Consider the following 21,046-nt stretch of genomic DNA (forward strand, 5'->3'; position numbering starts at 1 on the left):
GCGAGTAACAACCAAGTGAACATCGAGTGGGCGGACCCGATCGGCCCGCCCACTCGTCAAATCCATTACTGCGTGTACGCCTCGAACTCCGCCACCCGCACGTTCAGTGCCTGCGGGCTGCCCGTCGCGCAGTCGCTGACGGCGCGCGGATCGGCGTCCTGCTCACCGGCGTAGTCGGGCGCGCCGGTGCACTGGTTCGTCAGCACCTCGAGCCGCAGGTGCGTGGCCGTCGTCGGCTTGATGTCGAACGACTTGACCAGCAGCTCGGGGGCCCGCGGCCGCGGCGCGACCGACGGGAACGTGTCCTTGGCACTGGTGAACACCGTGCGGAAGTCGGCCGCCGCGGTACACGTGACGGTGGCCGTCGCGGTACACGCCTGCACCCGGAACTGCCGCAGCGCGGAGAACCGGCTCTGCGTGCCGGCGTCCACGTCACCGGTGACCGGCGGGCGCAGCATCGCGCTCACCTGGACCCGCTTGACCTTCTGCGCACCGCCGGCCAGATCGACGGTCACCTGCTTGCCGGCCACCGGCGAGTTGAGCGAGGCCCAGTTCGTGGCCTCGTCGTCGTCGTTGACCCGGACCAGGTTGATGCCGTCGCCGGTAGCCACCGCGCCGGCCGCACCCGACGCCACGTTGTGCGGCATCTTGACGGTCAGCAAATGGTCTCTTGTGGACACGAATCGCGGCTTCACCCGGGCCAGACCGTAGCCGGGCGCCTGCGCGATGAACGAGTACGTGCCGGGGACCAGGCTGACCGTGTCGGGCAACGTGGTCGCCGGGTCGGTGTCCGCCACCGCCACCGCGCGGGCCTGGTAGTCACCCACGAACAACTTGGCATTCGGCACCGGACGGCCGTGCTCGTCGACCGGCCGGAACTTCAGGGACGCTTCCGAGGCGTACGGGGAAATGAAGCTCGGTGTGGGGTTGACGTCGCCGGCACCGACGCTGGCCGCACCATCGCCGAGGCCGCGCTTGGCGAAGGCGTTCCACAGCAGCGCCTGGTTCGCCCCGCCGAAGCGGATGACGTCGGCCGCGAGCATCGCGTTGCGCGCGTCGACCATGCTGTTGGCACTGTTGGCCATCAGCAGGAACGAGTCGAACATCAGCTGGATCCAGCGCCGGTTGCCCGGGCACTTGGTCACCGGCGTCCGCCCGTTGGCGCACGACTTCTGCAGCGACGGCGACCCGTTGCCATACTTCTTGATCATCGCGGCGCGGATGTCGTAGTTCGTCGCCGTCCACACCTCGCCGGACGCGTGCACCTGCAGCCCGACGAAGTCGTAGTCGATGCTGCTGTAGTTCAGCGGGCTGCGCGTCATGTTGTAGTTGCGGATGCCGGCGATCGGGTCGCTCGTGACGTACTGCCCGATCGTGAACCCGCGCACACCCTCCGGCGCGTAGCCGTTCTCTTGCAGATACTCCATGGCGACCTGGTCGGACCAGCTCTCGCTCATGCCCTGCGGGGTGTTGACGCCCATGTCCGGCCCGGCGATCATGCGGCCGGTGATGGCGTGCGTGTACTCGTGCCCGATCACGGACATGTCGTAGTCGCCGTCCACGCACGGCGCGTAGAAGCTGCCTGCGATGGGCTGCCACAGGTACATGTTGGTGATCGGCGCGACGCCGTCCTGCGGGGTGATCTGGTTGGCGTTGTCGCGCGCGGCGAAGTCCGGCGGACCGCCGGAGATGCCACCGGCCTGCGCGTTGCCCTGCTCCGGGTCGTTGCCGAGGCCACCGGGACGCAGGTTCTCGTCCTGCATGTTCCACGTGTTCTCGGTGAAGCCCAGGTAGTAGGCGAAGTCGTGCATGCGGTTGTGCATCCCGAACAGGTTGGCCCGGGCGGCGTCGATGTCGTTGCGCTGCGCCGAGGTGAAGACGTCCGGGTTGCACGACTCGCGGTACCACTGGTTGGTCCACTTGTAGTCGTACTCGCGATCCGGCCGCGGCGTGGCCTTCTCGGTGCCGACCGTGAACGGGTCGTTGGAGTTCCAGTTGTGCACCGCGAACGCGTTGTTGCCGGACGTCGTGGTCGTCGACGCCTCGGTGGCCGGGTCGACGTCCCAGGCGAGCGGCGAGGCCGGTCCGCCGACCACCTCGTCGCAGCCGCGGGTGGGCTGGAAGCACCAGGTGCGCCGGGTGTCCGCGGAGGAGTAGTCGACGCGCGGTGAGTTCGGGAAGACCTCCCACTCCGGGGTGTCACGGTCGCTGTCCGAGTCGACGATGTCCTCGCGGACGAGGACGCCACCGGTGCGGGCGTCGACATAGCTCGTGTACGCCGCCGGATCGCTCCCGGTGAGATCGGCACCGAGCGTGACCTGGTACGCGGCGCGGGCGCCCTGGTCCGCGGTGGGCACCGCGACCAGCCGGGTCGACATGATCGTCGCGTTCGTGATGCCGGCGTCGGCGGCCGCGAGGCGCTGCGCGTCGGCCGGTGTGAGAGTGGCCGGCTCGGGTGCGGCGGCGTCGCGGGCGAGCGACGAGCTCACATACCAGACCTTGCCGTCGCGGACACCCACCGACAGCAGGCCGTCCTGGCCGGCCGGCAGGTCACCGAAGCGCTGCCGGAAGATGACGGCGGCGCCCTCGCCGATCGGCGCGGTGGTGAGCAGTTCGAGGGCGTCGGCGCCACGCTGGGTGAGGCCGAGGACGTCGCGGTTGGTGTCCACGTACGCACGGGCGGCGGCGACCGGGTCGGCGGGCAACCCGGTGGCGAGAGGCTGGCTCTCGGCGGTCAGCGAAGCGGGGGTGCCGAAGTCGTTCCAGCGGGCGTCGGCGCCGGCCGCGGCGGCTCGCTGAGCCGGGGTCGGGGCGAGGCGGCCTCGTCGGTTGTCTCTGGTCTTGTCGTGGTGGTCGTCGCCTTGCGCGGTCGCGGCTGGAGCCTTCGCCGGGGTGGCCGGTGCGGCGTTGCCCCCGGTTGCGGCGGTCAGCACGAGCGCGGCGGCGAGGACTCCGGTGGTGGTACCCGCCAACGCACGGGATGGGGTGCGCACGGTCCCTCCTTTATGGAGCGGTGGTTTACCGGTCCCTGGCATCCGACCGCACCCGGAGGCGCCCGCGACATAGGCTGAACATCTAGAAAGATTTAAAATTATCGATTCTGTACGGCGTGATATGCCCATGGAGAGGGATAAATCCGCCGCGTGGTGCTGGTGGTTACCCGGGTGCCCGACGTTGCGGATGGCGTGGACGATGGCTTCGTGGGGTCGATCAAGACGAGGGTCAGCCAGGTCATTTTCGTTGGATTTGTCGTCGGGGGAGCGTTGGCCGTCACGGAGATGTGGCAGGAGGTAGCCGACCTGCGGGCCAACGGTGTGCACGCGACGGCCCGGGTCGCGGCGTTGACGACCGAATCTCGCCACCGCCACGAGGCGCTGCTGGTCCTGCCCGGCGGCGAGGAGCTGACGACCGACGTCGGGTTTCCCGGCGGGCTCCCGAGGGTCGGCGACCACATGGATGTCATCTATGACCCGGCGGATCCGACGATCATGGACAAGGGTGACAGTGTCCGCTACGCCGGACCGGTGTTCTTCACGCTGCTGGAGGCGGCGGGAATCCTGTTCGTCATCCGGTGGGCGTACAGCAGGATCACCCGTCGCCCGCTCGTCCCGGACGGCCTGGCGCACCGCGGCTTCTGGCCCCGCCGGCCCCTGCCGCCGGTGCCGCCCCGATTCGTGCCGGGCGCGGCCCGGAAGCGCAAACCCTCGCGTCGTCGCCGCTAGAGATCTTTCGCGTTAGAGATGGCGTGGGCACGAACAGCGCGATCGATGTGAAGCCGTCTCTTCACTGATCGGCTTCTGCTGGCGCCGCCCTGCGAGGCCATAATGTGGGATCCGTGTCCGTTGTGCGGGACCGGCGACCACATCGTGGCAGCGCGTCCACAAGGTGAGATCCTCGTCCACAATGGAGCGTCGTTTCTCCGCTTTCGCGCCTTTTGTTCGACCGCTTTTCGGGGCATTTCGTGGATGGAGACTTATGGCTCGCATGTGGGCGTAGGTCTCCAAGGTCTCGAGAAAGTCCAGAATGTGGCCGGGGTCGCCACATAGTGGGATGGATGGATGAGGTCGCGTCGGCCTGGAGACATGGTGCGGCTCATCGATCACCTCGGCGGCCGATACCGGTGGTGGGCTGCCCGTGGTGGGCTGCCGCGGGTCGCCGATTGCGGGTTGCCCGTCTCCGGTTACCCGGTTACCCATTGCCGGTTGTGGGCCGCGCCGTGCCGGTTGCGGTTGTGGGCTGCGCCGTGCCGGTTGCGGATGGGGGCTGCGCCGTGCCGGTTGCGGATGGGGGCTGCGCCGTGCCGGTTGTGGGTGGTGGTTGCGCCGCGCCGGTTGCGGGTTGCGCGGGGTCTGTTGCCCGACAGCGGAGCATCGACGCGCACGGAATCGAGCTCCACCACGACCGGCCCGGCAACGACGCGGATTCGGACCCCGACCCGGAAAGGATGTCTCTGGCGCCCGGTTCACCTGCCGATCAGCGTCATCACCGCCGTCGCCGTCTCGGGATAGGCGCTGAGCAGGGTGGCAGCCGCCTCGCGGTCCCCGCCGGCCAAGGCCGCCGCGTCGGCTGCCGGCCGCGCTGGTGCCGTGGTCCACTCGCCGGTGTGGCCCAGCAAGGCCGCGACCGCGTTCGTGGCCGCCGGGTGCGCGGCCAGGAACGCCGTCACCGCGGGGCGCGGCGCCGCGGCCGCCACCGCCTCGGAAGCCGCGGGCGGTTTGGCCTCCCACGGCGGGGTCCAGCCGTCCAGGCCGGCCAGGGTCGCCGGGAACGTGCGGCCCGCCTCGCGGGTCAGCAGCGGCACCAGCTCGCCGGCCTGGTCGCGCAACGTGGTGATCAGGGTGGGGAGCCACGGGAGCAAGACGCGGTCGGGGAGGCGGGCGAACGCCTTGGACAGCGTCTCGACCACGAACGGGGCCAACCGGGGCACCGGTTCCAGGGCCTGGACGAAGCCGCTCACGTACTGCGGGAACGCCGGCACCACCAGCGGGTTGCCGAGCAGGTCGTCGAGGCGTACGCGCAAGTCGGACAGTGGCAGGGCGCCGAGCTGGTGCCGTGCCGCCCAGAGCAGGGCGATCTTCGCCGGCGCCTCCGGATGGGACTGGCGGATCGCCAGGTCGAGCTGGGTGCGGTCGCAGCCCAGCGACAGTGCCAAACTCTCCATGCCGAACAGGAAGCCCAGCATCGCGCCCACCTGGCGGACCCCGGTCTCCTCCTCGACGAACGCGGTCGGCAGCAGCGTGCAGTAATGCGCGTAGCCCGCCACGACGAACCGCTCGCACCACGCCGGCAGCACCGGCGCCGACGAGCGGTAATACGACAGAAGACGGCGGATGCGGCGCAGCACCAGCGGCGCGTCGTCCACGGTGCGCTCCGCGGCGAGCAGCTCGACCGCGCGGGCGCCCAGCTCCTCGGTCAGGCGCGGACTCTGCAGGAAGAGCAGCGAATGCTCCACCGCGGTGAGCGCCTTGGCCGCGCTCGCGTCGGGGGCCCAGGCGTCGCGGCGCAACCGTTGCTCCAGCACCTGTTCGACGGTGACGCCCTCGTAGCCCAGCTCGATCAGCGCACGCTGGTTGCGCCCGAGGTCGAGGTCCCAGCTTTCCTGGATGTGCTTCTCGCCCAGCCGGCGCGACCCCATGATCGGGCGGACCGTCTGGTCGGGCAGCAGGTAACGCAGCATCCACAGCAGCTGGGAGCAGGCGGCCAGCTCGGGCTGGGCGGCGAGGTCGAGCAGCGCGCGCTTCATCGTGCGCTGTTCGAGGTTGAGGCCGAGCGGGGCGAGCCGGTCGTACACGTCGCGGGCCAGCGGCGGCAGCGCGTCGTATCCCACCTGGCCGATCCGGTCGCCGCCGAGCAGGATCTCGCAGAGCCGCCGCACGTCGCGCCGGCCGGGCACGGCGTCCTTCTCGATGCAGGTCACCGCGGCGTCCTGGAAGTCGTACGGCGTGGGCCGTGCCCGCCCCCGCATCCCCGCCAGCAGCACCGACGTCTCGAAGACCGCGATCGCGTCGGCGGTGCTGGCCAGGTATCCGTTGCGGCGGGCCAGCCGGACGATGTCGACGCACCAGCCGCGCAGCTCCTCCTCGTCCAGCCCGTGCAGCGTGACCGGCCCGGACAGGTAGCCGGAGAGACGGTCGTCCACCGTGGCCGTCGAGCCGGGCGCCGGCACCGGGAGTTTCGCCGGCTTGCCGCCCAGCCGGAACGGGACGAGCCGCATGCTGGTGAGCGACTTCTGCCAGGTGGCCGTCGCGATCGACACCGAGCCCTGGGCCAGCCCGAACTGGGCCTCGATCGCCGAGTTGCTGGACGGGATCAGCCCGTACAACCACTTCGTAGCCGTCCGGGGCGTGATGGCGAAGTCCGGCGCGGACGGATCGGAACCGGCCTCGGCCACCCGGCTCGCGGCGTGGAAGGCCCCGCAGATGTAGAGGCAGTCGGCCCGGTCGGTGCCGGTGGCCGCGAGGTGGGCCCGGATGCGGGTCCACATGTATCGCTCGCGGTCCTCGTCCGTCGCGTACCGTTCGCTGTCGTGCGGGGCGAGCCGCCGGAACAGGCTCCCGACCAGCACCATGACCTGCCGGTAGGTGTCGTAGTCGGCCCCGGCGAGCGGCTGCTCGACGTACTGGTCCCACCACTCGGACCAGTGCCGCACCCGGCCGTGGTGCAGCAGGTGCTCCTCCAGCTCGGCGAAGCGGGGGCGCAGGTCGCCGATCTCCACCCCGACCGCGTCGCCGTGCAGGTCGTCGTCCTCCTCGGGGGCATGTGCCGGGGGAGGGGACAACGGCTGCCACTGGAACACGTGGTCGGTGGACCGGTCGACCAGCACCAGCTCGACCCCGGGAGTCCGCAGGGCGTACGCGATGGCCTGGTATTCCGCCGATGCCTCGGTGATCGGCGCGATGACACTCAGTGGCGCCGACTCCGGTGGGAAGCCGTCCAGCTCGGACGCGAACGCCTGCAACGCCACCGGCAACCGGCAGTTGTGCAGTTCGGCCAGCAGCGGCGCCATGTCCTCGCAGAGTTCCAGGTAGATCACCTTTGGCTGCTTCTCGCGCAGCCGCCGGGCCATCGCCAGCGCGGACGCCGGCGAGTGGTGGCAGACCGGGAAGATCTCCAGAGGCTCGCGCAGCGCGTGACCGACGTCGTCGACGATCCCGGCCAGGATCTCGGGCAGCACCGCCGGACCGGAGGCCAGCGACGAGGCCGCGGAGAGCAGTTGCGCGCGCAGCGCGTCGAACGGTCCGCTCATGAGAGGGTCGCGATCGCTTCACGGCCGCCGGTCAGGAAGCCGTCCCACTCGCCGCCCTGGTCCTTGCTGCGCGGCTCGACCACGCCGTGCCAATACTTGTTGAGGATCGCGAGGTCTTCCGGGCTGCGCCGGGCCAGCGACCCCACCAGCGAGCCGGCCAGCGTCTCGGCCGTCAAGGCCGAGGCACCGAAGAAGTTGCTGTGCAGGATGGCGTCCTCCAGCACCCCGATCTGCTCGGCCGTGGACAGCGCCGACTCCAGCTTCTCGTCGTCGCTGGTCGCGGACGCGGCGGCGGCCCGGAGGTCGGCGAAGCTCTGCAACAGCACGTCGAGCAGCGTCGGCGGCACATCGAGCTCGATGTTGTGCCGGCGCAGCAGCTCCTCGGTGCGGAACCGGACGATCTCCGCCTCGCTCTTCTTGTTGGTCACCACCGGGATGCGGACGAAGTTGAAGCGGCGCTTGAGCGCCGACGACAGGTCGTTGACGCCCCGGTCGCGGCTGTTCGCCGTCGCGATGATGGAGAAGCCGGGCTTCGCGAACACGATGTTGTCGTCGTCGAGCTCGGGGATGGACACGTACTTCTCGGAGAGGATCGAGATCAGCGCGTCCTGCACGTCGCTGGTGGAGCGGGTCAGCTCCTCGAAGCGGCCGATCACGCCGCCCTCCATCGCGGTCATGATCGGCGACGGGATCATCGACTGCCGGGACTGGCCCTTGGCGATGACCATCGAGACGTTCCACGAGTATTTGATGTGGTCCTCGGTGGTGCCGGCGGTGCCCTGCACGACCAGCGTCGAGTTGCGGCTGATCGCGGCCGCGAGCAGCTCGGCCAGCCAGCTCTTGCCGGTGCCCGGGTCGCCGATCAGCAGCAGGCCGCGGTCCGAGGCGAGCGTGACGATGGCCCGCTCGACGAAGCCGCGGTCGCCGAACCACTTCTGCGGGATCTCGCGGTCGAGGCCGTCGGTGCGCTCGGAGCCGAGCACGAACAGGCGGACCATGCGTGGGCTGAGCCGCCAGGAGAAGGGTTTCGGGCCGTCGTCGATGGACTCCAGCCAGTCCAGCTCGTCGGCGTACTTGACCTCGGCGGGGGCACGCAGCATGTCAGTCATGGGAAAAGTTCTCCGATCAGGCGAGGAAGTTCTTGAGCTCGACGACGAGCTTCTGGATGCGGCCGGAGAGCACCGGGGTGCCCAGGTCCTTGAATTTCTGGCGGAACCACGGCTCGACGCTCTGCGTGCCCGAGCTGTTGACCGAGCCGACCGGGATGAAGCGCACACCGGACCGGTGCACCGCCTCGATCCCCTCGAACAGCGGTTTCGACGCGCCGAACTCGTAGAAGTCGGAGATCCACACCAGCACCGTGTTCTTCGGATCGGTGATCTTGGGGCGGGCCATGGCCATCGCGACCGGACCGTTGTTGCCGCCGCCGAGATTCGTGCGCAGCAGCACCTCGAACGGGTCGTGGACCCACGGCGTCAGATCAACGGCCCTGGTGTCGTACGCGATGAGGTGCACATCAACCTTCGGCAGCCCGGCGAAGATGGACGCCAGAATCGTGCAGTTCACCATCGAGTCGACCATCGAACCGGACTGGTCGACCACGACGATCAGCCGCGCGGGCGTGGTCCGCTTCGCGGTCTGCCGGTAATAGAGCCGGTCGACGTAGAGGCGTTCGTCGTCCGGGTTCCAGTTCGGCAGGTTCTTCCAGATCGTCCGGTCGAGGTCGAGATTGCGGTAGACGCGTTTCGGCGGGATGGACCGGTCGACGGTGCCGGCGCTCGCCTGCACGACCTGGGTGCGCAGCACCTCGGCCACCTCGTCGACGAACCGGCGGATCAGCGACTTGGCGTTGGCCAGCGCCACCCCGTCCAGGTTGTTCTTGTCGCGCAGCAACTGCTCGATCAGCGACATGCTGGGTGTGAGCCGGCTGGCAAGCTTGGGATCGGCGAGGACCTCGCGCAGGTGCATCCGCTTGACGAGGTCGCCCTCGATGCCGGACAGCACCGGGCCGAGCCCGGACCGCTCGCGCCGCACCTCGCCGGGCGCCCGGCCGAGCGCGCGCTCGAACCACCCGGCGTCGGCCTGCCAGCGCGCGAGCTGCCCCGCGGTGACGCTGCCCGAGCCGGTGCCGAAGACGTTCAGCATCAGCTTCGACACCAGCGCCGCGCGGCGCACCTCGCCCTCCCGGTCGTCGCCGGCGTGCTCGATGAGCCCGTCGAACTCGGACTCGAGATGCGGGAAGCGCTGCACCACGTTGTCGACCGAGACGCCGGGATCGAGCAGCGCGGCGGGCAGGCCGAGATCGTCCACGATCGCCACGCTCGCGGACTCCAGCGCGGCCTGCTCCTCCGGGTCGAACAGCCGGGCCAGCAACCGCCAGTAGAGGACCTGCCGCCGGTTTTCCTCGTCGCTCATTTGCGCAGCAACCTTCCGGCCCGTTCGCGCAGGATGTCGACGGCCGCGCCCGCGGCCGCCTCGGCCTTCGCCTCTTTCGCGTCGGTGGGCCCGAGCGCCCAGTCGGCGGTGTGCGCGGTGACCGGTTTCTTGCGCACCACGGCCTGGACGGCGAGCGGCTGCACCGCCCACCGGCCGGCGTCCCAGCGCAGCAGCCCGAGACACGCGGTGGACGCGGCGACCAGCGCGGGCGTGAGCGGCCCGGCCGCGGGCAGCCGGTCGAGATCGACCGCCAGCGAGACGCCGCCCAGGTCGAACGACGCGTCGCCGGCCGTGTAGCCCTCGAGGAGCACCGGCTCGGCGATGGCGGCGGGGTGCCGGTCGAGCGCGGCCGCCGCCGGTGCGGTCACGCGGCCGAGCGACACGCGCGCGGTCGTGAACGGATCGGCCGGCTCGCCCGCCGCCGCGTGCGACTCGTCCCAGAGCAGGTCACCGGCCGGGGTAAGCAGCATGCCGGACAACTCGACGGCCCGCCGCTGCGCGAGCACCGTGCGCAGGACCGGGAACGACGCGAGCATCCGCCACGCGGACGGGCCGCTGATCGTGTCGACCTTCGGCGCGGCCACCGCGGCCCGCACCAGGCCGGTCCACCCGTCCGGGGTCTCCAGCAGGCCGTGCACCTGCACCTGGAAGACCGTGGGGTGTTCGTGCAGGTCGGCGCCGAGGATCAGCAGCCGGCCGTGGACCGGCTCGGTCGGCACCGTGGCGAACCCGTCCTGGGCGAGCAGCACGCCACGGGTCCAGAGGTCGGCCCAGCGACGCACCGGAACGCGTTCCAGCGTGGCGCCCGGCGCGCTGGCCCGCAGCTCGGCCGCGAACCCGTCGAGCAGGACCGCGAGCCGGCGCGACGACGGGTCGGCCCACAGCGCCTGGATGGCCTGCGAACCGGCGGCGGCCAGCTCGTGATCGACGCCGCGCCACCCGGCGATCGCCAGCTCGCGCAGCCAGGACCGCGCCCCGGCGAGCAAGCGGCCCGCCTGCGGTGGCGCGGCCGGGGCGGACCATCCCTCGCGGTCGCGGCCGGTCGCGGCGTCCACACCGGACAGCAGGGCGTCGTGGGCCGCGCCGAGCAGCGCGGTGCGCACGCCGGCCAGCACCGCGACGTGCTCGTCGGTCACCGTGCCCGCGATGATCTTGCCGATGGCGTCGGCGGCGGGACCGGCCAGCGGCGTTCCGCCGGCCGCCGTCGCCAGCGCGGACAGCGCGGCGGCGCCGGCCTCACCGATCCGGGCGAGCCCGTCGACGAGCACGTCGTCCAGGCCGTCCACCAGGGCCAGCGCGGCGTCCAGGCCGGCCGGGCGGGCGCGCAGGGCGTCGGCGAGCATCAGCGCACCAGCCCGGCGGCGGGGAACCACTGCAGCTCGGGCATCGCCTCGGTGCTCGGCGGGAGCTCCAGATAGGTCAGGTGGCGCAGGAAGCCGGCGAACACATCGGCGGCCCGTGGCTCGGCGGAGGACGGCCGGATGCCGGCCCAGAGATCGTCGGCGCCGGGCGCGACGTCGGCCTTCAGATAGCGGGCGACGCGGTCGATGCCGTACTGCGTGACGGCGGCGTCGGCCAGCGCCCGCAGGTGATTGCAGGGATGGCTGCCGCCGAAACCGCCGCACGGGCGGTTGTTGTTGGTGCGGCAGCTCAGGCCGTGGTCGCCCGCGTTGATCGACGAGACGTAGACCCGGGCGGGATCGGACCCGCTCGACACCACGCCCGCCAAGCGGCCCTCGGTGAGCTCCACGAACGGCACCTTGGCCAGCTTGCGCGGCCGCACCGGCGCGATCACCGGTGCGGCACTGCGCCGTTCATACGTGACGCCCTCAACAGTCACAACCAGACCCTCTTCTCCGAACCGGACCGACGAGTGGCCAAAGTTTTATCGGAGGGGTCTGACAAAAAACTAACTGTCGAGGTCAGCGACCGGATAGACCGCGGAATCGTGGGCCGTGCGCGCGCCGATCCGCACGGTGTTCGCCTCGCCGCCCTCGGGACCGGGCCACCACGCCGTCCACCAGCCGCCGGCCGCGCTGGTGTGCACCGTCCGGCCACCAGGCAGCAGGACGTCGATCGCGGTCACCTGAGGGCCGGCGAAGCCGACGATGTGCGAGTACTGGCTCGCGCCGTCCCCCACCGAGCTCCGGGTCTCGACCGACACGATCCCGTTGGCCGGGGCGATCGGCGCCGCCGGCAGCAGCCGAAGGCCCGTTCAAGATCGACTCGTGCGGCGGCACCCGCGGCGCCGTCCGGCACCACCGCCGGGTCCTGACCGGCCAGCCGCACGTCCAGGGCGCGACGTCGCAGCCAGGAACGGGACTGGTTGGCCATGGTCCGGCGGGCCACCGCGAACAGCCATGGCCGCGCGTCGTCGGGCACGTCGTCGAGCCGGCGCCACGCGGTCAGGAACACGGTCGAGACCACGTCCTCGGCCTCGCTCGGCGGAACCCGCCGCTCGACGAACCGAAGAAGATCGGCGTAGTTGTCGGCATGCAGCGACCGCAGCCTCTGCTCTCTTGTCATGCCCCGTACCTGTCCGGCACCCGGGCGGCTGTCACACCCGATTCACATCAGTCATGACCGGCAAACGCAGCGGTGCCCGCGACATTCACAAACGGGCGCCCGGTAGGGTCCGGCACATGTGGATCATGGAGACCGTCGCCGGACGCCCGGCGTGGCGGCACACGCCGTCGGGAGTCGAGTTCCGGGCGGTCCCGGCCGGCACGTTCCGGATGGGCTTCTCGGACGACGAGCTGGACGCGGTACGCGCGATCGAGAAGAGTGGCGAGGCCGAGGACGATCTCACCCCGTTCTTCGAGGGGGCCGAGGAGGCGCGGCCGGTACGCGACGTCCGGGTCGACGCGTTCCTGATCGCCCGCTACCCGTTGACCGTCGCCCAGGTGCGTCACTGGCTGCCCGGCTATCGCGACGAGTTCGCCCGCTCGGACACGAACGTGGCCCGCGTCACCGACGAGGGCCGGTTGCTCGACCTGCTGCCGTTCCGGCTGCCCACCGAGGCCGAATGGGAGTACGCGGCGCGCGGCGGCACCACCACGCTGACCTTCCGCGGCGACGCCAAGCCGGGCGCGGACCAGCTCATCGACGACTTCGGCGACGAGGCCCGGACCGCCTACGCGGAGAACCCGTTCGGCCTGGCCGGCATGGGCTCGGCCGGCGAGTTGTGCGCCGACACCTGGATCCCCGGGTACGCGGACGCTCCGGCGGACGCGCGTCCCCGCCTCGGCGCCGGACCACGGGTGACCCGGGGCGGTGCCGCCGATGTCTGGCCCTGGCAGCAGGCCGACGAGTGGCTGCTGCTGCTCGCGGCCTGCCGCTACGAGCAGGTCGAGCACTCCGCGATCCGCCCGGTGGCGCCGATCCCGCGGCTCTAGCGCGACGTGGCGACCGGCTGCTGCGGTGCCGCCGGGGTCACGGCCGGCTGCCGGCGATTGATCCGCAGGGCCAGCGCGGCGGCGGCCAGCACGCAGATCAGGGCCAGGTAGGCGAAGTCCCGGGTGCTGCTCGCGTACGCCGCGAGGCTCGTGCGCGACCCGAGGAAGGTGAAGAAGAGGGACCCGAAAATCGCCACCCCGGCCGCGTTGGCGAACTGCTGTGTGGTGGTCAGCACCCCGGACGCCGCCCCCGCCTGGGTGGGCGACACGTTCGCCAGCACCGAGCCGATCAGGGCGAGGAACGCGAACCCGTTGCCGATCCCGACCAGCCCGGTCGCGGGCAGCAGCCAGGCGACCGTGATGTCGCCGCCCTTCACCTGCAACTCGACGATCATGAGGATCAGACCGGCCGCGACCACCAGACCGCCGGCCGTGATGGCCTTCGGTCCCATCCGGGCCACCAGGTTGCGGCCGAGGACCGACACCACCGCGAAGAGGACGCCGAGCGGGAGGAACGCGAGTCCGGCCTGCAACGCGGACAGGTGCAGGCCGCTCTGCCAGAGCAGCGTCAGCACCAGCGAGAAGCTGCCGAAGTAGCCCAGCCACAGCGCGTTGGCGGGCAGGCCGACCGCGAACGCCCGGCTGCGGAACAGATTCAGGTCCAGCACCGGCTCCGGGAAGCGGCGCTCCCACCACAGCGTGAAGACGAACAGCGGGATCGCGGCCGCCATGATGAGGAAGAACCAGAACGGCCAACCCTCGTCGCGACCGAGGATCAGCGGCGCCAGCACGAGCCCGAGCGAGCCCGCGATGCCGATGGCGCCGACCGCGTCGAAGCGGTGCCGGGCGGAGCGCTCGTGCTGCGGCAGCAGACGGGTCGCGGCGATGAACGCGATGATGCTGACCGGCACGTTGACCAGGAAGATCGGACGCCAGTTCCACCCGAACAGGTTGGCCTGGATGAGGATGCCGCCGAGGATCTGACCGGCGACGCCGCCCAGCGCCAGGGTCATGCCGAACCAGGACATCGCCTTGGGCCGCTCGTGCGCCGGGAACGACCGCGTGATCAGCGCCAGCACCTGCGGCACCATCACCGCGCCGGTCAGGCCCTGCAGCAGCCGGGCGGCGATCAGCTGACCGGGCGACTGGGCGATGCCGCACAGCAGCGAGGCGAGGCCGAAGGAGAGGAGGCCGATGAGGAACATCCGCCGGTGGCCGATCTGGTCGCCGAGGCGCCCGCCGATCACCATGCCGCTGGCGTAGGTGAACGCGTATCCGCCGACCACGAGTTCGAGGGCGGCGGATCCCGCGTTCAGATCGTGTTGTAAGGACGGCGCGGCCACGTTGACCACGTTGAAGTCGAACAAAGTCATGAACGACGCGGTCAGTACGGCGGGCAGCATGGCCCAGCGACGTGGAAACGTCTGATCATTCGTCACCCGACCGACGCTATGTCGCGCCCGGCCTTACCTGCGCTGCTCAGCGGCCGTTAGGAGGCCGATCACAGGCGACTCCGATCACACTCGCTGCGCCTCCGGCTCGCGGATCGGCGCCACCGGCTGCCGCCGGCGGATCAGGGCCGCCAGCACCGCCGTCGCCAGCACACAGATCAGGGCGAGGTAGAAGTAGCGTTCGGTGCTTTGCGCGTACGCGGTGAGGTCGCTCCGATCGCCGAGGAAGGCGAAGAAGATCGACCCGAGGATCGCGACGCCGGCCGCGCTGGCGAACTGCTGTGTCGTGGTCAGCACCCCGGCCGCCGCACCGGCCTGGGTGGGCGCCACGTTGGCCAGCACCGAGCCGATCAGCGAGAGGAAGGCCATCCCGGAGCCGGCCCCCATGACGGCGGTGGGCACCAGCAGCCAGACCACCGAGATGTCACCGCCCTTCACGTGCAGCTCGACGATGATCGCGACCAGGCAGAGCGCGATCAGCAGCGCGCCGACGCTCACCGCCCAGGCACCCAGCCGGGTCACCACCGGGCGGCCGAAGACCGAGGTCAGGCCGAACACCACGCCCAGCGGCAGGAACGCCAGGCCGCCCTGCAGCGCGGACAGGTGCAGTCCGGCCTGGTACAGCAGCGTGAGGACGAAGAAGACGCTGCCGAAGTACGCCATGAACGCCGCGTTGGCGGGCAGCCCGACCGCGAACGCCCGGCTGCGGAACAGGCCGACGTCCAGCACCGGCTCCGGGAAGCGGCGCTCCCACCAGAGCGTGGCCACGAAGACCGGGATCGCGGCCACCATCATGACGAAGAGCCACGCGGGCCAGCCCTGCTCGCGGCCGAGGATCAGCGGGAACAGCACGAGCCCGAGCGATCCGGCGAGGCCGATCGCGCCGAGTACGTCGAAGCGGTGCCGGGCGGGCGCCTCGTGGTGCGGCAGCAGTCGCACGGCGGCGATGAACGCGACGATGCTGACCGGCACGTTGACCAGGAAGATGGTCCGCCAGTCGAGCCCGAACAGGTCGGCCTGGATCAGCACGCCGCCGAGGACCTGGCCGGCGATCGAGCCCAGCGCGAGGGTCACCCCGAACCACGACATCGCCTTGGGCCGCTCGTGCGCCGGGAACGTCCTGGTGATCAGTGCCAGCACCTGCGGCGCCATCACCGCGCCGGTCAGGCCCTGCAGCAGCCGCGCGGCGACCAGCTGGCCGGGCGACTGGGCGATGCCGCACAGCAGCGAGGCGATCGCGAAGGTGGTGATGCCGATGAGGAACATGCGCCGGTGGCCCAGCTGGTCGCCGAGGCGTCCGCCGGTCACCATGCCGGCGGCGTAGGTGAACGCGTAACCCCCGACGACCAGCTCGAGGGAGGCGGGACCGGCGTGCAGGTCGTGCTGTAGCGAGGGGGCTGCCACATTGACGACGTTGAAGTCGAACAGCGTCATGAAAGATGCGGTCAGCACCGCCGGCAGCATGGCCCAGCGGCGCGGATAGCTCTGGTCGATCGTCACCCGGGCGACGCTACGAGTCTCGCGGGACAGTTACCTGGCTCAGCGATGGCCAGGATCCCGGTCACACCGGCCGGGACATCTCCTCGTGCCAGGCGCGCTCGTCGGCGGAACCCGGCTCCGGCGTGAACACCACCAGCAGCTGGCCATCGGCGTGCTGGACCTCCAGGCTCTCCACGCCGAACTCCAGCAGCCCGGCCCGCGGGTGCCGGAGCCGCTTACGGCGCCGGTCGGCCAGCGAGACCGTCTGATCCTGCCAGACCCGGCTGAAGAGCTCGCTCGAGGCGCTCAGCTCGTCGATCAGGGTGCCGACACTGCCACCCGGCTGCTGCCTCCCGCTGCGCAGCCGCGTCTTGCCGATCATCTCGGACGCGACCGCTGTCCAGTCGTCGCCGTGCAGCTCACGTGCCCGCGGATCGGTCATCATCCACCGCAGACCATTTCCCCCGTACGCGTTGAGCCCGTCATACAACCGCAGGGCGGCGTCGTTGATGGCGAGCACGTCCATGCCGGTGCGCATCAGAACGGCCGGCATGTCGCCCAGTGCCCGCATCAGGTGACGGGTCTCCGGGCGTACGACCGCCGGGGTCTCGATCTTGGGTTTGACCGGCGCGGCAAGACGGTGCAGGTACGCCCGGTCGGCCTCGGGCAGGCACAGCGCGCGGGCGAGCGCGTCCAGCACGCCGGGTGAGGCGCTGGCGTGCCGGCCCTGTTCCAGGCGCGTGTAGTAGTCGACGCTCACGCCGGCCAGCTCGGCCAGCTCCTCGCGGCGCAGGCCCTGGACGCGGCGGCGGCGCGCGCTGACGACACCGGCCTTGTGCGGGTCGAGCCGCGCGCGACGGGATCGGAGGAAATCGCCCAGCTCGACGTTCGGCCGGACCGCGGTGGCTTGCATGCCCGCAAGCCTACGTTTGTGCGCCGTGCCACTAACCGTTGGCGAATAGTAGACCGTTCGTCTAGTTTCGTCGGCAGGCACAAACTTCCAGGTAGGGGACTTGGCATGAGCAACGAATACGGACCCAAGGTGGCCCTCATCACCGGCGCTTCGCAGGGCATCGGGGCGGGACTCGTCGAGGCGTACCGCAAGCTGGGTTTTGCCGTGGTGGCGAACTCGCGGAACATCGCGCCGTCGCCGGACCCGCTGGTGCTGGCGGTGCCCGGTGACGTGGCCGACCCGGCCGTCGGGCGCCGGATCGTCGAGCTGGCGTTAGAGCGGTTCGGGCGCATAGACACGGTCGTCAACAACGCGGGCATCTTCATCGCGAAGCCGTTCACCGAGTACACGGCCGAGGACTACGCGCGGACCATCGCGACCAACGTCAACGGGTTCTTCAACGTGACGCAGCCGGCGATCGCGGCGATGACCGAGGGCGGCCACGTGGTGAGCATCACGACGACCCTCGCGGAGAACGTCGACCAGAACGTCCCGTCGGTGCTCGCCGCGCTGACCAAGGGCGGGCTGAACGCGGCGACCAAGTCGCTCGCGGTCGAGTACGCGAAGAAGGGCATCCGGGTCAACGCGGTCTCGCCCGGCTTCATCAAGACGCCGCTGAACCCGCCGGAGATCCGCGACTTCCTGTCCGGACTCGTCCCGACCGGTGCGATGGGTGAGATCGCGGACATCGCCGAGGCGGTGACCTACCTGGAGAACGCCGGCTACGTGACCGGCGAGATCCTGCACGTCGACGGCGGCCAGGTGGCGGGTCACTGACATGAACGACGAGGAGAAGGTGCTGACCGACGTCCTCGACCGGTGGGCGGCCGAGGTCGACGCCCACCAGCCGGAACGGGTCGCGATGCTGTTCACCGAGGACGCGATCTTCCAGGGACTGCATCCGTATTCGGTGGGCCGGGCCGGGGTCGCGGCGTACTACGACAGCCAGCCGCTCGGCATGGTCGCCCGGTATCGGCTGCTGGAGACGCGGCGGCCGGCCGACGGCGTCATCCTCGGGTACGCCTACGTGGAGTTCTTCTTCACCGACCGGGAGCCGGTCCGGGTCAACCTGACCGTGCTGCTGCGCCACGACGGTGACGACTGGAAGGTGGCGCACTACCAGGTGAGCCGCGCCACGGGGCAATAGACGACCGACTAGCTAGAGTGGATGCCATGGGACGCACGAGTGACGCGCGGCAGAAGATCATCGAAGCCGCGTCCCGCCTGATCGAGCAGAAGGGCTACACCTCGCTGGGGGTGGCCGAGATCTGCACGGCGGCGGGCGTCCCGAAGGGCAGCTTCTACTACTTCTTCGAGTCGAAGGAGGCCCTGGCCCATGCCGTCATCGACGAGCAGTGGGCCGCCCAGCGCCGCGAGTGGGAGGGGATCCTCACCAGCGGCGACGACCCGTTGATGCGGTTGCGGCGGCTGTTCGAGTCGACCGTGCACTTCCAGCAGACCGGCCAGGCGAACTGCGGGACGGTGACCGGCTGCATGTTCGGCAACCTCACGCTGGAGCTCAGCAACCAGACCGAATCCATTCGGCTTCGCCTGCAGGACATCTTCGACCAGCAGGTCCAGATGGTCCGCAAGGTGGTCGGCGAGGCCCAGGAACGCGGCGAGGCGACGGTGGCCGACAGCGAGGAAGCCGCTCGCGCCCTGGTCGCCCAGCTCGAGGGCCAGGTCATGTTCGCCAAGCTGTACAACAACACGGGGCGGCTGGGCGCGATGTTCGCGAACTGGCTGGCCCTGATCGGAGCCTCCGTCCCCGCATAAGGCGTGCTGTAATCGACTCCCATGAGATCCCCCGTACGAGTCGCGCTCGCCGCCCCCGAGGCGACGGCGGTCGAGGTGGGCCGTTCCCTGGTGTCCCGTGGCGGAAACGCCCTGGACGCGGCGCTCGCCACGGCCGCCGCGCTTTCGGTGGTCTACCCGCATCAGTGCACGATCGGCGGCGACCTCGTCGCGATGGTGCGTACGCCGGACGGTGAGGTCCGCGCGATCCTGTCGATCGGCGCGGCCGCCGCGGGCTTCGACGCCACCGGGCTCGACCGCATGCCGGCCGCCGGACCACTGTCCGTGACGGTTCCGGGAGTGGTCGCCGGGTGGGCGGCGATCGCGGGCCTCGGCGCTCGGCTGGGCTGGGACGCCTGGCTGGCACCCGCTATCGCGCTCGCCCGCGAGGGCATCGAGTACCCGGCCGGTCTGGCCCGCACGATCCGCGACGAGGCCGCCCTGGTGACCGCCGATCCGGGGCTGGCCGAGGTGTTCGGCCGCGACCGGCTGGTGCAGCCCGCACTGGCCGGCACGCTCGACGAGATCGCCGGTGACTGGCCGAGCTTCTACCGCGGCGGGCTGGGCGAACGGCTGGCTCAGGGACTGGCGAAGCTCGGCAGCCCGCTCACCGCCGACGACCTCGCGGACCATCACGCCGAGCTTGCCGAACCGCTGACGACCAGCGCGTACGGGGCGTCGTGGTTCGCGGCTCCGCCGCCCAGCCAGGGCGCGACGTTCATGGCGGTGCTCGGCTCGGCGGATCTGCTGCGGGACGCCTTGGACGCCCGGCTGGCCCGCGAGGCGCTGCTGGGGGATCCGCGGACGGCACCGGTCGACATGGACGGACTGCTGTTGCGCGGGCCGGCTTTGCCGGGCCGGTCGGCTTTGCCGGGGCCGCCGGCTACCGGTGACACCGTGGCGGTGACCGCCGTCGACTCGGACGGCATGGCGGTCACCTTGATCCAGAGCATCTTCGGCGAGTTCGGTGCCGGGCTGCTCGACCCCGGCACCGGCATCGTGCTGCACAATCGCGGCTCGCTGTTCCACCTCGACCCGGCCCATCCGGCCCGGCTCAAACCGGGCTCCCGGCCGCCGCACACGCTCTGCCCGGCTATCGCCGTACGCGACGACACCGTGCTCGCCCTCGGCAGCCAGGGCGGTCGCTCCCAGCCGTGGATCCTCGCCCAGGTGGCGCACGACGCACTCGACGCCGCCGACCCGCACGCCACCGTCGCGCGGCCGCGCTGGATCCTCGGCGAGACCGACCTGATCCTGGAGCCCGGCGTGCCGGACGCGGACCGCCTCGCCGCCGAAGCGGCCACCCTGGGTCTGGGCACCACCACCGTGCCGGCACCGCACGACCGCGCCGGTCACGTCCAGATGGCCCGGCTGCGCGGCACCACCCTGGACGCGGCGAGCGACCCTCGCGCGGACGGCGCGGTAGCCGTCGGCTGACAAATTGCAATGCGGATCACCGTACGGGTGATGGTTCAACCACAGCGCTGAACGTGGAACACACGTTTCACTCTCTCCTGCTGCTATCGCGGGCTGGGAGGGGTGGGTGTGTTTCCGGGGGTCGGGACGCTGATCGACGCGGCGGCTATCGCCGGCGGGGCGAGCGTGGGGAGTCTGGCGGGTCATCGGATGCCACAGCGCGTCCGGGACGCGCTGACCGACGCGCTCGCCATCGTGATCGCGGTCCTGGGCGGCCTCAACGTCGTATCCCTCACCAACCCCGACCTCAAGCGCGCGGTCGGCGCCGGCGGAGCCACCCTGGTCCTGACCGGCGCGCTCGTCGTCGGCACGGTGATCGGCGCCGGGCTGCACATCGAGGGCCGCCTCGAGGTGCTCGGCGCGTGGATGCAGAAAAAGCTGACCCGCGACGAGGCCCCGGGTGCCCGGGCGTCGTTCATCGAAGGCTTCGTCAGCACGTCGCTGGTCGTCGGCATCGGCCCGCTGGCGATTCTCGGCCCGCTGTCCGAGGGTTTGGGCCAGGGCATGGAACAGCTGGTGGTCAAGGGTGCCATCGACGGCTGCCTGTGCGTGGCGTTCGCGGCGTCGCTCGGCTGGGGCGTGGCCGCCGCGGCCCTGACGGTCCTCGTCGTGCAGGAGTCGATCACGGCGATCGGCGCGACCGTGGGGTCGTTCCTGTCCGGCGCCGAGATCGCGGCCATCACCGCGGTCGGCGGCATCCTGCTGCTGGGCATCGCCCTGCGCCTGCTGTCCATCAAACACGTCGCGGTCGGGAACATGCTGCCCGCCGTGGTCTTCGGCCCGCTGATCGTCTGGATCGTGACCCTGTTCCGGTGAC

General features: G+C 70.8%; 18 protein-coding genes. 7 read left to right on the forward strand and 11 right to left on the reverse strand.

Annotation, left to right across the window (positions count from 1 at the left end; all coding sequences use genetic code 11):
• Window positions 1–65 precede the first annotated feature (65 nt).
• A complete protein-coding gene (locus HH310_RS08145; protein ID WP_169174816.1) occupies window positions 66–2,993 on the reverse strand; it encodes a M36 family metallopeptidase in 2,928 nt (975 codons plus the stop codon).
• A 150-nt stretch (window positions 2,994–3,143) separates the two neighbouring features.
• Here HH310_RS08145 and HH310_RS08150 point away from each other — a divergent pair, with 150 nt between their 5' ends.
• Complete coding sequence (locus tag HH310_RS08150; RefSeq protein WP_169174817.1) at window positions 3,144–3,722, forward strand: hypothetical protein; 579 nt, start codon at window positions 3,144–3,146, stop codon at window positions 3,720–3,722.
• Window positions 3,723–4,462: 740 nt separating this feature from the next.
• On the opposite strand, the gene HH310_RS08160 is transcribed toward HH310_RS08150, so the two are convergent.
• The 7 genes from HH310_RS08160 to HH310_RS08190 all read right to left on the reverse strand — a co-directional run bounded on the left by HH310_RS08160 (window position 4,463) and on the right by HH310_RS08190 (window position 12,208).
• A complete protein-coding gene (locus HH310_RS08160; protein ID WP_169174818.1) occupies window positions 4,463–7,246 on the reverse strand; it encodes a DUF5682 family protein in 2,784 nt (927 codons plus the stop codon).
• On the reverse strand, window positions 7,243–8,355 hold the full coding sequence (locus tag HH310_RS08165; protein ID WP_169174819.1) for an AAA family ATPase: 1,113 nt from the start codon (window positions 8,353–8,355) through the stop codon (window positions 7,243–7,245). Before HH310_RS08165 ends, HH310_RS08160 begins: the two co-directional genes overlap by 4 nt.
• 16 nt (window positions 8,356–8,371) lie before the next feature.
• Window positions 8,372–9,661 carry a VWA domain-containing protein gene (locus tag HH310_RS08170; RefSeq protein WP_169174820.1) on the reverse strand — a complete coding sequence of 430 codons (1,290 nt, stop codon included), beginning with the start codon at window positions 9,659–9,661 and terminating at the stop codon, window positions 8,372–8,374.
• Entirely contained in the window at window positions 9,658–11,025 is a 1,368-nt protein-coding gene (locus tag HH310_RS08175; RefSeq protein WP_169174821.1) for a hypothetical protein, read from the reverse strand. Before HH310_RS08175 ends, HH310_RS08170 begins: the two co-directional genes overlap by 4 nt.
• Entirely contained in the window at window positions 11,025–11,522 is a 498-nt protein-coding gene (locus HH310_RS08180) for a hypothetical protein (protein WP_169174822.1), read from the reverse strand. Before HH310_RS08180 ends, HH310_RS08175 begins: the two co-directional genes overlap by 1 nt.
• Window positions 11,523–11,591: 69 nt before the next feature.
• The gene (locus tag HH310_RS08185; protein WP_169174823.1) at window positions 11,592–11,768 is read right to left on the reverse strand and encodes a hypothetical protein; all 177 of its coding nucleotides are present in this window, start codon (window positions 11,766–11,768) and stop codon (window positions 11,592–11,594) included.
• Entirely contained in the window at window positions 11,765–12,208 is a 444-nt protein-coding gene (locus HH310_RS08190; protein WP_169174824.1) for an RNA polymerase sigma factor, read from the reverse strand. Before HH310_RS08190 ends, HH310_RS08185 begins: the two co-directional genes overlap by 4 nt.
• A 116-nt stretch (window positions 12,209–12,324) precedes the next feature.
• On the opposite strand from HH310_RS08190, the gene HH310_RS08195 reads away from it, so the two are divergent.
• Window positions 12,325–13,077: an SUMF1/EgtB/PvdO family nonheme iron enzyme gene (locus HH310_RS08195; protein WP_169174825.1), complete on the forward strand. Its 753-nt coding sequence runs from the start codon at window positions 12,325–12,327 to the stop codon at window positions 13,075–13,077.
• Here the strand turns inward: HH310_RS08195 and HH310_RS08200 are convergent.
• From HH310_RS08200 to HH310_RS08210, 3 genes are all read right to left on the reverse strand, one after another.
• Complete coding sequence (locus tag HH310_RS08200) at window positions 13,074–14,516, reverse strand: MFS transporter (protein ID WP_169174826.1); 1,443 nt, start codon at window positions 14,514–14,516, stop codon at window positions 13,074–13,076. The genes HH310_RS08195 and HH310_RS08200 overlap by 4 nt on opposite strands.
• Window positions 14,517–14,594: 78 nt before the next feature.
• On the reverse strand, window positions 14,595–16,028 hold the full coding sequence (locus HH310_RS08205; protein WP_211191908.1) for an MFS transporter: 1,434 nt from the start codon (window positions 16,026–16,028) through the stop codon (window positions 14,595–14,597).
• A gap of 61 nt (window positions 16,029–16,089) precedes the next feature.
• Window positions 16,090–16,920, reverse strand: coding sequence for a helix-turn-helix transcriptional regulator (locus HH310_RS08210; RefSeq protein ID WP_169174827.1), 831 nt, complete (start codon window positions 16,918–16,920; stop codon window positions 16,090–16,092).
• Between the two features lie 105 nt (window positions 16,921–17,025).
• On the opposite strand from HH310_RS08210, the gene HH310_RS08215 reads away from it, so the two are divergent.
• The 5 genes from HH310_RS08215 (at window position 17,026) to HH310_RS08235 (ending at window position 21,045) form a co-directional block, all read left to right on the forward strand.
• On the forward strand, window positions 17,026–17,736 hold the full coding sequence (locus HH310_RS08215; protein WP_169174828.1) for an SDR family NAD(P)-dependent oxidoreductase: 711 nt from the start codon (window positions 17,026–17,028) through the stop codon (window positions 17,734–17,736).
• A gap of 1 nt (window position 17,737) precedes the next feature.
• Window positions 17,738–18,106, forward strand: coding sequence for a nuclear transport factor 2 family protein (locus HH310_RS08220; protein WP_169174829.1), 369 nt, complete (start codon window positions 17,738–17,740; stop codon window positions 18,104–18,106).
• Window positions 18,107–18,132: 26 nt separating this feature from the next.
• Window positions 18,133–18,735 (forward strand): TetR/AcrR family transcriptional regulator, encoded by a 603-nt coding sequence (locus HH310_RS08225; RefSeq protein ID WP_169174830.1) that lies wholly within the window; start codon window positions 18,133–18,135, stop codon window positions 18,733–18,735.
• A gap of 21 nt (window positions 18,736–18,756) precedes the next feature.
• The gene (locus tag HH310_RS08230) at window positions 18,757–20,190 is read left to right on the forward strand and encodes a gamma-glutamyltransferase (RefSeq protein WP_169174831.1); all 1,434 of its coding nucleotides are present in this window, start codon (window positions 18,757–18,759) and stop codon (window positions 20,188–20,190) included.
• Between the two features lie 108 nt (window positions 20,191–20,298).
• On the forward strand, window positions 20,299–21,045 hold the full coding sequence (locus HH310_RS08235; protein ID WP_312033934.1) for a DUF554 family protein: 747 nt from the start codon (window positions 20,299–20,301) through the stop codon (window positions 21,043–21,045).
• Window position 21,046: the final 1 nt, after the last annotated feature.

The organism is Actinoplanes sp. TBRC 11911, assembly GCF_012933445.1.
Lineage (GTDB): Bacteria > Actinomycetota > Actinomycetes > Mycobacteriales > Micromonosporaceae > Actinoplanes.

Excerpts from the sequence above, each read along its gene's own strand:
- HH310_RS08160 (WP_169174818.1), bottom strand. The coding sequence starts at position 7,246 with ATGAGCGGACCGTTCGACGCGCTGCGCGCGCAACTGCTCTCCGCGGCC.
- HH310_RS08165 (WP_169174819.1), bottom strand. The coding sequence starts at position 8,355 with ATGACTGACATGCTGCGTGCCCCCGCCGAGGTCAAGTACGCCGACGAG.
- HH310_RS08170 (WP_169174820.1), bottom strand. The coding sequence starts at position 9,661 with ATGAGCGACGAGGAAAACCGGCGGCAGGTCCTCTACTGGCGGTTGCTG.
- HH310_RS08175 (WP_169174821.1), bottom strand. The coding sequence starts at position 11,025 with ATGCTCGCCGACGCCCTGCGCGCCCGCCCGGCCGGCCTGGACGCCGCG.
- HH310_RS08190 (WP_169174824.1), bottom strand. The coding sequence starts at position 12,208 with ATGACAAGAGAGCAGAGGCTGCGGTCGCTGCATGCCGACAACTACGCC.
- HH310_RS08195 (WP_169174825.1), top strand. The coding sequence starts at position 12,325 with ATGTGGATCATGGAGACCGTCGCCGGACGCCCGGCGTGGCGGCACACG.
- HH310_RS08210 (WP_169174827.1), bottom strand. The coding sequence starts at position 16,920 with ATGCAAGCCACCGCGGTCCGGCCGAACGTCGAGCTGGGCGATTTCCTC.
- HH310_RS08215 (WP_169174828.1), top strand. The coding sequence starts at position 17,026 with ATGAGCAACGAATACGGACCCAAGGTGGCCCTCATCACCGGCGCTTCG.
- HH310_RS08220 (WP_169174829.1), top strand. The coding sequence starts at position 17,738 with ATGAACGACGAGGAGAAGGTGCTGACCGACGTCCTCGACCGGTGGGCG.
- HH310_RS08225 (WP_169174830.1), top strand. The coding sequence starts at position 18,133 with ATGGGACGCACGAGTGACGCGCGGCAGAAGATCATCGAAGCCGCGTCC.
- HH310_RS08230 (WP_169174831.1), top strand. The coding sequence starts at position 18,757 with ATGAGATCCCCCGTACGAGTCGCGCTCGCCGCCCCCGAGGCGACGGCG.